General features: G+C 63.5%; 12 protein-coding genes. 9 read left to right on the forward strand and 3 right to left on the reverse strand.

Features of this window, described 5'->3' with window-relative positions; translation table 11 throughout:
- Window positions 1-113 precede the first annotated feature (113 nt).
- Window positions 114-1,199, forward strand: coding sequence for a Gfo/Idh/MocA family protein (locus tag ACN6KF_RS03155; protein WP_434955432.1), 1,086 nt, complete (start codon window positions 114-116; stop codon window positions 1,197-1,199).
- Window positions 1,200-1,284: 85 nt separating this feature from the next.
- Complete coding sequence (locus tag ACN6KF_RS03160) at window positions 1,285-2,715, forward strand: amidase (protein ID WP_434955433.1); 1,431 nt, start codon at window positions 1,285-1,287, stop codon at window positions 2,713-2,715.
- Between the two features lie 189 nt (window positions 2,716-2,904).
- Here ACN6KF_RS03160 and ACN6KF_RS03165 read toward each other — a convergent pair whose 3' ends face one another.
- Complete coding sequence (locus ACN6KF_RS03165; protein ID WP_434955434.1) at window positions 2,905-4,077, reverse strand: site-specific DNA-methyltransferase; 1,173 nt, start codon at window positions 4,075-4,077, stop codon at window positions 2,905-2,907.
- 267 nt (window positions 4,078-4,344) lie between these two features.
- Here ACN6KF_RS03165 and ACN6KF_RS03170 point away from each other — a divergent pair, with 267 nt between their 5' ends.
- The 5 genes from ACN6KF_RS03170 (at window position 4,345) to ACN6KF_RS03190 (ending at window position 9,506) form a co-directional block, all read left to right on the forward strand.
- A complete protein-coding gene (locus ACN6KF_RS03170; RefSeq protein WP_434955435.1) occupies window positions 4,345-5,325 on the forward strand; it encodes an ABC transporter substrate-binding protein in 981 nt (326 codons plus the stop codon).
- Window positions 5,326-5,507: 182 nt separating this feature from the next.
- Window positions 5,508-7,064: a sugar ABC transporter ATP-binding protein gene (locus ACN6KF_RS03175; protein ID WP_434955436.1), complete on the forward strand. Its 1,557-nt coding sequence runs from the start codon at window positions 5,508-5,510 to the stop codon at window positions 7,062-7,064.
- The gene (locus ACN6KF_RS03180) at window positions 7,057-8,013 is read left to right on the forward strand and encodes an ABC transporter permease (RefSeq protein ID WP_434955437.1); all 957 of its coding nucleotides are present in this window, start codon (window positions 7,057-7,059) and stop codon (window positions 8,011-8,013) included. Before ACN6KF_RS03175 ends, ACN6KF_RS03180 begins: the two co-directional genes overlap by 8 nt.
- Window positions 8,010-9,050 carry an ABC transporter permease gene (locus ACN6KF_RS03185; RefSeq protein WP_434955438.1) on the forward strand — a complete coding sequence of 347 codons (1,041 nt, stop codon included), beginning with the start codon at window positions 8,010-8,012 and terminating at the stop codon, window positions 9,048-9,050. Before ACN6KF_RS03180 ends, ACN6KF_RS03185 begins: the two co-directional genes overlap by 4 nt.
- A gap of 9 nt (window positions 9,051-9,059) precedes the next feature.
- On the forward strand, window positions 9,060-9,506 hold the full coding sequence (locus ACN6KF_RS03190) for an RbsD/FucU family protein (protein ID WP_434955439.1): 447 nt from the start codon (window positions 9,060-9,062) through the stop codon (window positions 9,504-9,506).
- 18 nt (window positions 9,507-9,524) lie between these two features.
- On the opposite strand, the gene ACN6KF_RS03195 is transcribed toward ACN6KF_RS03190, so the two are convergent.
- Window positions 9,525-10,097 (reverse strand): ribonuclease HII, encoded by a 573-nt coding sequence (locus ACN6KF_RS03195; protein WP_434955440.1) that lies wholly within the window; start codon window positions 10,095-10,097, stop codon window positions 9,525-9,527.
- A gap of 186 nt (window positions 10,098-10,283) precedes the next feature.
- Between ACN6KF_RS03195 and ACN6KF_RS03200 the strand changes: the two genes are divergently transcribed.
- Entirely contained in the window at window positions 10,284-10,745 is a 462-nt protein-coding gene (locus ACN6KF_RS03200; RefSeq protein WP_434955441.1) for a hypothetical protein, read from the forward strand.
- Window positions 10,746-10,897: 152 nt separating this feature from the next.
- On the opposite strand, the gene ACN6KF_RS03205 is transcribed toward ACN6KF_RS03200, so the two are convergent.
- Window positions 10,898-12,022 (reverse strand): PA0069 family radical SAM protein, encoded by a 1,125-nt coding sequence (locus ACN6KF_RS03205; RefSeq protein WP_434955442.1) that lies wholly within the window; start codon window positions 12,020-12,022, stop codon window positions 10,898-10,900.
- On the opposite strand from ACN6KF_RS03205, the gene ACN6KF_RS03210 reads away from it, so the two are divergent.
- Window positions 12,003-12,716 carry a glycosyltransferase family protein gene (locus tag ACN6KF_RS03210; RefSeq protein ID WP_434955443.1) on the forward strand — a complete coding sequence of 238 codons (714 nt, stop codon included), beginning with the start codon at window positions 12,003-12,005 and terminating at the stop codon, window positions 12,714-12,716. The two genes, ACN6KF_RS03205 and ACN6KF_RS03210, sit on opposite strands and share 20 nt — an antisense overlap.
- The last annotated feature ends 33 nt before the right edge of the window (window positions 12,717-12,749 follow it).

A 12,749-nucleotide genomic window follows, 5' to 3' on the forward strand; every position in this document is an offset into this window, starting at 1 on the left:
AAGACGCTCAAGTGAACCGCATCAGCCCTCTGAGGGGTGCTTTGCAAACATTTGAAATCCGGCGCGGATCCCGGTCCGCGTCGGACTATGTGATTGGTATTGGGGGAGGGCGCATGTCCGACAAGGTTAGGATTCTCGTGGTGGGGCTCGGCAATATGGGAGCCTCCCATGCCAGCGCCTATCATCGCAATGATGGTTTCGAGATCGTCGGCATCATGAGCCGCTCGATCAAGTCGAAGCCCGTACCGGCCGAACTCGCCGGCTACCCGCTGTTCGAGGACTTCGATACCGCACTCAGGGAAACCAGGCCTGATGCCGTCTCGATCAACAGCTGGCCGAACACCCATGCCGAATATGCGCTGAAGGCGATCGAGGCAGGCTGCCACGTCTTCATGGAAAAGCCGATCGCTACCACGATCGAGGACGCGGAGAAGGTGGTCGCCGCTGCTCGTGCCAAAAATCGCAAGCTGGTGCTGGGCTATATCCTGCGCGTGCACCCCTCCTGGGTGAAGTTCATCGAGATGGGCCGGACCCTGGGCAAGCCGTTGGTGATGCGCCTCAATCTCAACCAGCAGAGCAGCGGCCCGGCCTGGCACTGGCACAAGAACCTGATCGATTCGCTAATCCCGATCGTCGATTGCGGCGTGCATTATGTCGATGTGATGTGCCAGCTCACCGGCGCCAAACCGCTGCGCGTGCATGGCATCGGCGCCAAGCTCTGGCAGGAGGCGGCCCAGCAGAATTACGGCCATCTGCACGTCACCTTCGACGATGGTTCCGTCGGCTGGTACGAGGCGGGCTGGGGGCCGATGATGAGCGAGATCGCCTATTTCGTGAAGGACGTCATCGGGCCGGAAGGGGCCGTATCCATCGTTGCCGGCCAGACCGAGAGCAGCAAGCAGGGCGAAGAACTCTCCGATTCCGCCGACATCGATCGCCACACCAAGACCGACGCCATCAAGATCCACTACGCCAAGGTCGACGCCGACAAGAACTTCGCCAAGCCGGACGAGATCTTCAGCATGGAGGACGAACCGGGCCATCAGGAATTGTGCGATCGCGAGCAGGCCTATTTCCTGCGTGCGATCCGCGAGGACCTCGATCTCACCGAATCCATGGCGGCCGCAGTGAACAGCCTGCGCATCGTGCTGGCGGCCGAGCAGAGCATCCGGGAACAGCGGGCGGTCGAGATCGGCTGACGGCGTTCGTCGCTCCGCCAGCGATCCGACGTGCGCGTTTTGCGCGCGTCGTAGCTTTTCATTTCATCACCAAGGGATACTCGTCATGACGACATTGCTGGAAACCTACGTCGAATCCGATGCGCTCGCTTTGGCCGGGCTGGTGCAGAAAGGCGAGGTGTCGCCACTCGAGGTGGTGGAGACCGCCATCACCGTGATCGAACAGCTCAATCCGAAGCTCAATGCAGTCATCCACCGCCTCTACGACATGGGCCGCGCCGCCGCAGCCGATGTCGATCGCCAGGCCGCGTTCGCCGGGGTTCCCTTTCTTGCCAAGGAACTCGCCAGTTCCTGGAAGGGGGCACCGCTCACCAATTCATCGCGTTATCTGAAGGATCTGGTGGCCGAGAGCGATTCGGTGTCGGTGCAGCGCATCCGGGCTGCCGGCCTTGTGCTGCTCGGCAAGTCGAATGCGCCCGAGAATGGCTGGTCGATCTCGACCGAGCCCAAGCTCTACGGCGCCACCATCAATCCCTGGAAGGAGGGCATCACCGCCGGCGGGTCGAGCGGCGGCACGGCGGCGGCCGTGGCCTCGCGCATGGTGCCGATCGGCGAGGCGAGCGATGGTGCGGGCTCCATCCGCGTTCCCGCCTCCTGCTGCGGCATCGTCGGCCTGAAACCCTCGCGCGGACGCGTCACCCTCGCTCCGGCAGGGGACTTCTGGTACGGCGGCGCCTATTTCCTCTGCCATTCGCGCAGCGTGCGCGATACAGCCGCTTATCTCGACGCCGTTGCCGGAGCCTTGCCGGGTGATCCCTACACGCCGCCCAGGCCGGCGGAGAGCTGGCTTGAATTGTCGAAGCGTACGCCTGCGCGGCTGCGCATCGGCTACACCGTCACGCCGGCCAACGGCACGCCGATCGACCCCCAGGTGAAGGCTGCGGTGCTGGCCACGGTGAAGACCCTGGAGGGCCTCGGCCATCTCGTCGAGGAACATGACATGGCCCTCGACGGCAATGATGCCTGGAAGACCTATACCCATATGTCTCCGGTCGAGACGGCCGCGATGTTCGACGGACTGGCCGACGTGATCGGGCGTCCCGTCACCCGGGACGACGTCGAGCCGGTGACCTGGGCGGTGATCGAGCGCGGCCGCTCGATCAGCGGCGTCGAGCATGCCCGCGATGTCTGGAAATTGCGCGAACTCAGCCGTGCCATCGCCGAGGATCTTGGGCCCTACGACATCTTCATCACGCCGACCCTGACGCAGCTGCCGCGCCCGATGGGCTATTACGACATGTCGATGACCGATCTCGACCAGTACAACGCCAAATGGACGGATGCGGTCTTTGCCTTCCCGTTCAATCTTTCCGGCCTGCCCGCGATCTCGCTGCCGCTGGGCTCGACGCCGGACGACATTCCGATCGGCGTGCAACTGGTCGGGCGTTACGGCGACGAGGCGAGCGTGCTGGCGGTTTCCGCACAGCTCGAACAGGCCATGCCCTGGAACGGCCGGCGCCCGGCCATCAGTGCGTGAGGGGCAATTACCTTCTCCCCTTGTGGGTATCGTCTACTCCACTTGGAGTGGACTGGGTGCCCCTAACGGGCGGATGAGGGGTCGCGCGACCCATCCTAAACGCCTTGCAGGCAGCCACCGGCAATGGGGAGGTTTCGTCGACCCCTCATCCGGCTGCCGCCGCCTTCTCCCGCAAGGGGAGAAGGAATTTTACCCCGCCGCTGCCAGTTCCTTGCGCAGGATGGCGCGTAGCTCGTCGATCAGCACCGGCTTGCCACCATCGTCATAGTGCCAATAGGTCCAGCCATTGCAGGCGGGCAGGCCTTGGGCGAGGGCGCCGATCTTGTGGATCGAGCCGACGATGTCGCCGAGCATGATCGATCCATCGACCCGCACGCGGGCCTGATGGCGACGATTGGCGTCGGTCAGGATGGCGCCGGGCTGCAGGAGCTGGCGTTCGATCACGTTGGCGAAGGGAATGCGGGGTTCGGAACGCTTTTCCGCCGGTGCCAGCATGGCGGCATCGTCGACAAGCGTGGCGTGGGCGATGCGCTCGCGGGCATGGGCGATATAGGCCTGATCGCGCTCGATGCCGACGAAGTGGCGGCCGAGTTTCTTGGCGACGGCGCCGGAGGTGCCCGAGCCGAAGAAGGGGTCGAGCACGACGTCGCCGGGCTTGGAGGCGGCGAGCAGGATGCGTGCCAGCAGCGCCTCCGGCTTCTGGGTCGGATGGGCCTTGCGCCCCTCGTCGTCCTTGAGCCGTTCGGAGCCGGTGCACAGCGGGATCAGCCAGTCGGAGCGCATCTGCACATCCTCGTTGCCGGCCTTCAGTGCCTCGTAATTGAAGGTGTAGCGCGAGCGCTGGTCGCGCGAGGCCCAGATCAGGGTCTCATGCGCATTGGTGAAGCGCTTGCCGCGGAAATTCGGCATCGGATTCGATTTGCGCCAAACGATGTCGTTGAGGATCCAGAAATCGAGATCCTGCAGGCTGGCGCCGACCCGGAAGATATTGTGATAGGAGCCGATCACCCACAGTGTGGCATCGGGCTTCATCACGCGCTTGACGGCGGCGAGCCAGGCCCGGGTGAAATCGTCATAGTCGCGCAGGGATGCGAACTTGTCCCAGTCGTCGTCGACAGCGTCGACCATGGAATTGTCGGGCCGCTGAAGATCACCACCCAATTGAAGATTATAGGGGGGATCGGCAAAGACGAGATCGACGCTCGCGGCTGGCAACCGCTGCAACGCGGAAATGCAGTCGCCCTCGATGATGGTATCGAGCGGTAGAACCGCACTCGCCATTGCAGACGAACGCGATTCTACACGCTTCAACCCTGGGCTCATCCGAAGCGCTTGGGCGGCTCCGGTACGCGAGATACTCATGGGGTACTCATACGCAACGCTTACTGACAACACGGTGGATCCTGGGCCGGTTTGGTAAATTCCGCGTTGCCATCCTGATAAAAATTTCGTGCCGGAACGGGACGCCCGCCGCTCCGCCACGCTTGCTGTGATTGTCCGCGTTCTGCTCAAATTGATGACTTGACGCGATTGAAATTGTCCGACCATTCTAGCCGCCGACCATGGCACCGAAACTGCGCTGCCGGCGGTCCGGGCCCGTCGGAACCAGGGCCCAAACGGGAGAGAAACATGATTACGCGTCGTTCCTTGCTGCAGATCGCGGCCGGCAGTGCTGCGTTCACCGGCCTCGGGCTGGTGCCTGCTTACGCCGACCTGCCCAAGCTGAAGAAGAAAGACAAATACAAGGTCGGCTTCGCGCAGACGGAGAGCAACAATCCCTGGCGTCTGGCACAGACCGCCAGCATGAAAGACGAGGCCCAGAAGCGGGGCTGGCAGCTCGTCTACACCGACGCCGCCGGCTCGGCCGCCAAGCAGGTCGCCGACGTACGCTCGATGATCGCCCAGAAGGTCGACGTCATCCTGCTGTCGCCGCGCGAGGAAAAGCCGCTCGTGCCAGCGGTGATGGAAGCCAAGAAGGCAGGCATCCCGCTCTTCCTGATCGATCGCGGTGTCGATGCCAATCTCGCCAAGGGTGGCAAGGACTATGTCGCCTTCATCGGCTCCGACTTCATCAAGGAAGGCGAGATGGCCGGCGAATATCTGGCCAAGGCTGTCAACGGCAAGGCCAAGATCATCGAGCTGCAGGGCACGGTGGGCTCTTCTCCGGCCAACGACCGCAAGACGGGCTTCGAGAAGGCGATCAAGGCCTATCCCGACATGAAGATCATCGCCTCCCAGTCGGGTGACTTCGCCCGCGACAAGGGGCGCCAGGTGTTCGAGACGCTCTATCAGGCCCATCCCGACGCGACCGCCCTCTATTCGCACAATGACGAGATGACCATGGGCGCCATCGCCGCGATGGAGGCTGCCGGCAAAACACCGGGCAAGGACCTGATCCTGGCTTCGATCGACGGTACGCGCGATGCGGCCCAGGCCGTTTCGGATGGCAAGCTTCTCGTCCTGATCGAATGCAATCCGAAATTCGGTCCGGCTGCCTTCGACGCCATCGTCAAATATGCCGCCGGCGAAGCCGTGGCGCCGCGTCTCGTCAATACCGACCGGCTGTTCAACAAGGACAACATCGCCGCTTATTTGCCGGAATCCTATTGATCCGGCAGTCTTAGAACGCTGACTTTTGTCATTGCCGGGCTAGCCCCGGCAATCCAGCTCCTCCTTTATGACAGAGAGCCTGGATGCCCGGGTCATGCCCGGGCATGACAGAGGTCGAGCCTAAGCGGCGATTCTTTACAATGATAGAGGCGGGTTTAGCCGCCATTAGAGCTAGAGACTGAATGGCACCATCGTCCCCGCTTCTTTCCATGGACGCCATCACCAAGAGCTTTGGTGGCGTCAAGGTCCTGCATGGCGCGACCCTCGACATCGCCCCTGCTGAGGTCATGGCCTTGGTGGGCCAGAACGGGGCCGGCAAGTCGACCATGATCAAGATCCTCAATGGTGCCCATACGCATGATGGCGGCACCATCACCTTCGGCGGAGCACCCTGGCAGGCCAGTTCTCCGCAGCAGGCCCAGCGCCTGGGGGTGAGCACCATCTTCCAGGAACTCAACCTGATCGGCTATCGTTCGGTCGCCGAGAACATCTATCTCGGCCGCGAGCCCAAGCACCGCGGCTTGTTCATCGACTGGAAGGCGATGAATGCCGGTGCACGCGAACTCCTGGCCCGTTTCGACGTCAATATCGACGTTACCCAGCCGCTGGGTGAATTTCCCACCGCCATCCAGCAGATGGTGGCGATCGCCCGCGCGGTGTCCTTCAAGGCCCGCCTGGTGATCATGGACGAGCCGACTTCCTCCCTCGACGAGGCCGAGGTGGCGGTGCTGCTGCGCACCATCCGGCAGCTCAAGGATGACGGGGTTTCGGTGCTGTTCGTCACCCACAAGCTCGACGAGCTTTATGCGGTCTGCGACCGCGTCACCATCATGCGCGACGGGCGCACGGTCGCCGTTTCGCCCATGCAGGACATGCCCAAGCTGACCCTTGTCTCTTCCATGCTCGGCAGGGCCCTTGCGGAAGTGATGGCAAAAGGCACCGCCGCCGAACGGGGAGAGGGCTCGGCTGTTCGCGAGGAACTGCTCGGCGTGCGCTCGCTCGCCGTCGGGCGGCGCGTCAGCGATGCCTCCCTTTCGATCGACAAGGGCGAGATCGTCGGATTGGCCGGATTGCTGGGTTCGGGCCGTACCGAGACGGCCCGCGCCATCTTCGCCGCCGACAGGCGCGCCAAGGGAGAGATCGCCTTCAATGGAGCCAAGACGGAGTTCCGCACGCCAACGGAAGCCATCAAGGCCGGAATGGGATTTTGTTCGGAAGACCGCAAGGTCGAAGGCATCGTCCCCGACATGTCGGTCGCCGACAATCTCACCCTCGCGCTGATGCCGGCCCTTTCGCGAGGCGGCCGCTTCGACCTTGCCGAGCAGAGGCGGATCGTCGAGCGTTTCATCAAGGAAATCGGCATCAAATGCTCGGGCCCGGACCAGAAGATCCGCGAATTGTCCGGCGGCAATCAGCAAAAGGTGCTGCTCGCCCGCTGGCTGTGCATGAATCCCAAGCTTCTCATTCTCGATGAGCCGACGCGCGGCATCGATGTCGGGGCCAAGGCGGAAATTCTCAACCTGATCCGCCGCTTTTCCGCGGAGGGGCTCGGCGTGCTGGTGATTTCTTCCGAACTGGAGGAGGTCATCGAGGCGGCAAGTCGCGTCTTCGTGCTGCGCGACGGCTTGAGCGTGGCGGAGCTGCGCGCCCCCAACATCAATGAGGACAGCATCATGGCCGCCATGGCTCACGGCGCCAGCCCCGCAGCCGACGAGACGGGAACGGCTAACCATGCGTGATGTTCCTGCGTTTCTGCAGCGCTACGGTGTCATCATCGCGCTGCTGCTTCTGATCGGCTTCAATTTCGCCGTCACGCCCAATTTTGCTACCACCCAGACCCTGCTGGTCAATCTCACCCAGGTCTGCACCATCGTGATCGTCGGCATCGGCATGACGCTGGTGATCGCAACCGGCGGCATCGACCTGTCGGTCGGTTCGCTGATGGCGATTGCCGGTGCCCTGTCGCCGATGATCTTCACAGGCAAAATCGTGGATTTTTCCAACCTTTATGTCGCGATCGCCTTCGGTATCGTCATTCCGGTGCTGGTCGCGGGCGTATTCGGCCTTTTCAATGGCTGGCTGATCACCCGCTACAACATCCAGCCGATCATCGCGACGCTGATCCTGTTCATTGCGGGCAGGGGGCTGGCCCAGGTCTCCACCAATGGCGACCTGCAGGTTTTCAATAGGCCTGAATTCCAGGCGATCGCGCTCGGCAAGGTGCTGGGGTTGCCGTTCCAGGTCTGGATCATGGCGGCGCTGGTGATCGCGGCCGCCTATGTGCTCAAGGGCACGGTGTTCGGCCGGCAGGTCCTGGCGGTCGGCGGCAATGAGGCGGCGGCCCGGCTCGCCGGCGTGCCGGCGGCCCGCGTCAAGGTGCTGGTCTACTTCATCTGCGGCTTGTGTGCCGGTATCGCCGGCCTCATCGAGATCGCCATGAACTCGGCGGCCGATGCCAATCAGATCGGCATGGGCAAGGAGCTCGATGCCATCGCGGCGGTGGCGGTTGGCGGGACGCTGCTCTCCGGCGGCCGGGCTACCATCGTCGGTACCTTGCTCGGAGCACTCATCATCCAGCTGGTGCGCTACACCTTGCTCGCCAACGGAGTGCCGGATGCGGCGGCTCTCATCGCTAAGGCAGTGCTGATCGTGCTCGCTGTCTGGCTCCAGCGGCAGGGGACGGCATGATGGCGAACTTTCGGTTCTCTCCGGCCCTCGGCGTGCTGCTCGCCCTCGTGCTGCTCGCGGCCTTCGGGGCCTGGCGCTATGACGGCTTCCTCGGCACCTACAACATCCAGACCGTGCTGCGCTACAATTCGATGTTTGCGCTGGTCGCCCTCGGCATGTGCTTCGTGATCATGACTGGCGGCATCGACCTGTCGGTCGGCACCACCGCCGCGCTGGCCAGCGTGGTCTCCGCCTATCTCAGCTCCTATGGCCTCATCGCCGGCGCCGCCGGCGGGCTTGCGGCGGGAGCGGCCGTCGGCATCATCAATGCGCTGATCATCACCCGTTTGAAGATCCTGCCTTTCATCGCCACGCTCGCCACCATGCTGGCGGCGCAAGGCACGGCCCTGCTGCTGGCCAACAACCAGTCGGTCTCGGCTTCCTATGACACGGCCTTCACCGCGCTCGGGCAGGGCGATCTTCTCAGCTTCATGCGACCTGAATGGGTGGATGCCGAAAATGCCGGCACCGCCGCGAACATTCTCGGCTTCATCCTGAGCTTCCCGACGCCGGCCTGGATCGCCCTGTTGGCGTATATCGTGGGCGCCACTACCCTGAACTCCACCTCTTTCGGGCGCCATGTGCTGGCGGTCGGCGGCGGTGCGGAAGCCTCCCGGCTGATGGGCTTGCCGGTCAACCGCACCATCTTCGCGGTCTATGTGATCTCCGGCGTGACGGCCGGCATGGCGGGCGTGATCCTGGCCTCGCAATTCGGTGCCGGCCAACCGATCGAAGGCATTGGCTGGGAGCTGATCGCCATCGCCTCGGTGGTGGTGGGCGGCACGCTGCTGACAGGGGGCAAGGGCTCCATCGGCGGCACGCTGGCCGGCGCCCTGCTGCTCGGCCTGATCTACACGATCCTCAATTTCGAGAATGGCATGGGCTGGATCTCGCTCTCAGCCTATTGGCAGTCGGTGGTGCGCGGCGCCTTCTTGCTGGTCGTCGTCATCCTGCAGGCCAAGCTCATGCAGACCAGACCTGCGCAGATCGCAAAATAGGAAACTACCATGCTCAAGAATATCGATCCGCTGCTGAATGCCGATGTGCTCTATGCCCTCCGAGCGATGGGCCATGGCGACACGCTGGTGATCTGCGACACCAATTTCCCGGCCGATTCGGTCGCTCGCGAGACGGTACTGGGGGACCTCCTGCGCATCGACGGTGTGACGGCCGCCCGTGCGGTTGAGGCCGTACTGTCGGTCGTGCCGCTCGACACCTTCGTCGACGACTCGGCCCGCCGCATGGAGATCGTCGGCTCGCCCGACGAAGTCCCGCCGGTCCAGCAGGAAGTGCAGGCCGCGATCGACAAGGCGGAAGGCAAGTCCTGGCCGATGACCTCGATCGAGCGCATGGAATTCTACGAACACGCCAAGAAGGCCTATTGCGTGATCGCTACCGGCGAACGGCGCTTCTATGGCTGTTTCATCTTCCGCAAGGGCGTGGTCGCGCCGTAAGGAGACAGCACCGCCCTCTCAAACCCGATATGCCTTCAGCCTTCCGAAGGACAGGCGGTGATGCGGGCAGGGTCCATGCGTGTCGATGGCGGCGGTATGTTCGGGCGTGCCGTAGCCCATATGGCGCTCGAAGCCATAGAGCGGGTAGGTGGCCGAAAGCTTGATCATCAGGCGGTCGCGGGTGACCTTGGCGATGATCGAGGCGGCGGAGATGGTCGGCACCAGCGCGTCACCGTCGATGATGGCGCGGGCCGGAAGCTGCAGGCCGTGGGGCACGTCCTTGCCGTCGATCTCCACCGACGAGGGGCGCAGGGACAGCCCCCTGACGGCCCGCCGCATGGCGTCCAGCGTGGCGCCGCGGATGTTGAGCCGGTCGATCAAGGCTGGGCTCGAAAAGGCGACCGAGACCGAGAGCGCCGAGGCCATGATCTCCTGATAGAGCTCTTCGCGCCGTGCCGCCGTGATGACCTTGGAATCGGCCAGGCCGACCGGCACCCTGTCGGGATCGAGGATGACGGCGGCAGCCGATACCGGGCCCGCCAGCGGTCCCCGGCCAGCCTCGTCGACGCCAGCGAGAAGATGTTTTGTCATGAACTGGCGTTAGAAGATTCCCGCCGGCAGGTCCAGCGCAGAGGGTGGGCTGACGCTGTACCGATACAAATCGTGACTTGCTTTGTGCCTCTGCCATGTCAAGTTTAGCCGCAATTTTTCAACGTATGTTGCCGACAACGATGGACAGCGTTTGGGCAGATAGCGTTTGTTGCGGGGCAGGGCGGAATGCAAAAGAACGTGACCGATATCGAGGCTGCTACACCTTCTCAGGACCATCAATCCCAGAGCGAAGCGGCGCCGGCTCCGATCAAGGCTGGCTTGCCCTCCGACAATGTGTTCGATCGCCTGGTGCATGACGAGGAGGATGTCGTCGGCCTGCTGGCCTTTTCCCTCTCCACGCAGAACAAGCGCGACTGGCTGGTGGCTTTCAAGCAGGAGGTCGGGCGCGATCCGACACCGGACGAATTGGCCGCCTACGACATCGGCGAGCGGATCGACCGCCGCCTGGCAACCTATCGCAAGCTCGCCGAGCATGCCCTGGCCGGCAATTCCTTCTGGGCTTCGGCGACCCTGACGCCCGTGAGCGAACTGCCCGGCCCGACGATCAGCGAGCTTTTATCCACGCCGGCCAAACCGGAGCCGGCCAAACCGGCGCGCTCGTCCTGGTTCAAAGGCAGCAAGCGGTGATTGCCGGCAGTTCTTCGGATATTAGGGCGGAAGAAGACCGTTTCTTTACGGTCCGCGGCGTTGCCCCCTTGCCCTCTCCCTGTAAGAACCGGGCAACGGCAAGGGCGACAGGCAACACGACCGAAGAACGAAAATATCTGCTTTTCGCCTGATCAGAACAGCGCCAGTTGTTCACCCATCCGCACCGGGCGGGTGAACAGGTCCGTACGCAGCTTCAACCGCCTGGCGTTGAGGCCCAGCCGGGCGGCAGCCAGTTCGAAACGCCGCCCGATCATCCAGGCATAGGGTCCGGTTCCCGACATGCGCAGGCCCCAGCGCGAATCATAGTCCTTGCCGTCGCGGCTCGATCGCATCAGCGAGAAGACATGGTTCATGGCATCGGGGCGATGCTCGCCCAGCCAATCGCGCATCAGGCCCGAAATCTCGAGGGGCAGGCGTAGCATGACGTAACCCGCCTCGCGGGCGCCCGCCGCACGGGCCGCTTCGAGGATGCGCTCGATCTCGGCATCGTTGATCTTGGGGATGATCGGCGCCACCATCACCGTCACGGGAATGCCGGCATCGGCCAGCTGACGCATGGCCTTCAGGCGCAAGGACGGCGTGGCCGCTCGTGGCTCGAGCGAGCGGGAGAGCTTTGCGTCGAGGGTGGTCACCGACAGGGCGACCTTGACCAGGCCGCGCCGCGCAAGGCGTGCGAGAATGTCGATGTCGCGGGTGATCAAGCCCGATTTGGTGACAATGCCGACCGGGTGGCTGGTTCTATCAAGAACCTCCAGAATGGAGCGGGTGATGCCGCGCTGGCGCTCGATCGGCTGGTAGGGGTCGGTGTTGGTGCCCATCGCGATGGTGCGCGGCTGATAATTCCTGGCCGACAATTCTTTTTCCAGCAGGGTCGCCGCATTCGGCTTGGCGAACAGCTTGGTCTCGAAGTCGAGCCCCGGCGAGAGCCCCATATGCGCGTGCGTCGGCCTGGCGAAGCAATAGACGCAGCCATGCTCGCAGCCGCGATAGGGGTTGATCGAACGGTCGAAGGAGATGTCCGGCGAGTCGTTGAAGGTGATGATCTTGCGGGCCTGCTCGTCCTGGATCTCGGTGCGCAGAGTCGGCAATTCCTCGATCGAGTTCCAGCCGTCATCCTCGATGAAGCGCGAAAGCCCTTCGAAACGCCCGCTGGCGTTGGAGCCGGCGCCGCGGCCCCGCCGCCGATCGATGTCGATCACGGTCGTGCCCACCGGCACCGCATCGGTAAGAGAGACCTTGCTTATCGGCACGCCCATGGCCGCCTCCGCGAATCAAATTCCTCTGTTCTCATTAGAACAAAAAGAGAACATTGCTGCAAGCGAAACGAAATTGCCGATAATTTGCGCAGGATCGGCTGTTTCGGGCTCTGATTTCGAAGGGCGCCGCGTGATATGCGAGGAGGAGAATGAGACTGAAACAACCCCCCTGCCTGCCATGATCAGTGTCGTCATCGCCGCGAACGGCCAGGAATTGCTGCTGGCGGAAACGCTGGCTGCCCTTGTGCCGGCGGCGGCGGATGGTTTCGTGCGCGAGGTGGTGGTCGCCGAGAGCGGATCTTCCCGGGGCACGCGCCTGGTCGCGGATGCCGTCGGCTGCGTCATCGTAGAAGGTGACGAGCGTACCGGCCTCGAGGCTGCCCGCAGCGATTGGGTGTTGGTGATGGCCCCCGGCGTGCGGCTGGAGAGCGATTGGTTTCGCGAAGCCGGCGTGATGATGCAGCGATTGCAGAGAGTGGGCGACCGGCCGGTCGCGATGCTGTTTCGCGGCGCGGTCGACGATTATGGCTGGCGGGCAAGAGCGCGGGAGATCCTGCTCAAACTGTCGCGCAGCCGCAGGCGGCGGCAGGCCGTGCTGGCGCCCCGCCAAGCGCTGCTGGCCGGCGCGCGCCTGGCAATCCATGCGCTGCGGGCGCGTGCTTTTACGGGCGGGGTCGGGCCTGTTGGCTTATGAGACAGATCCTGTCGGCTTGAGCCGGCCTTTTGC

It is taken from the genome of Labrys methylaminiphilus subsp. lupini (assembly GCF_051161885.1).
Lineage (GTDB): Bacteria > Pseudomonadota > Alphaproteobacteria > Rhizobiales > Labraceae > Labrys.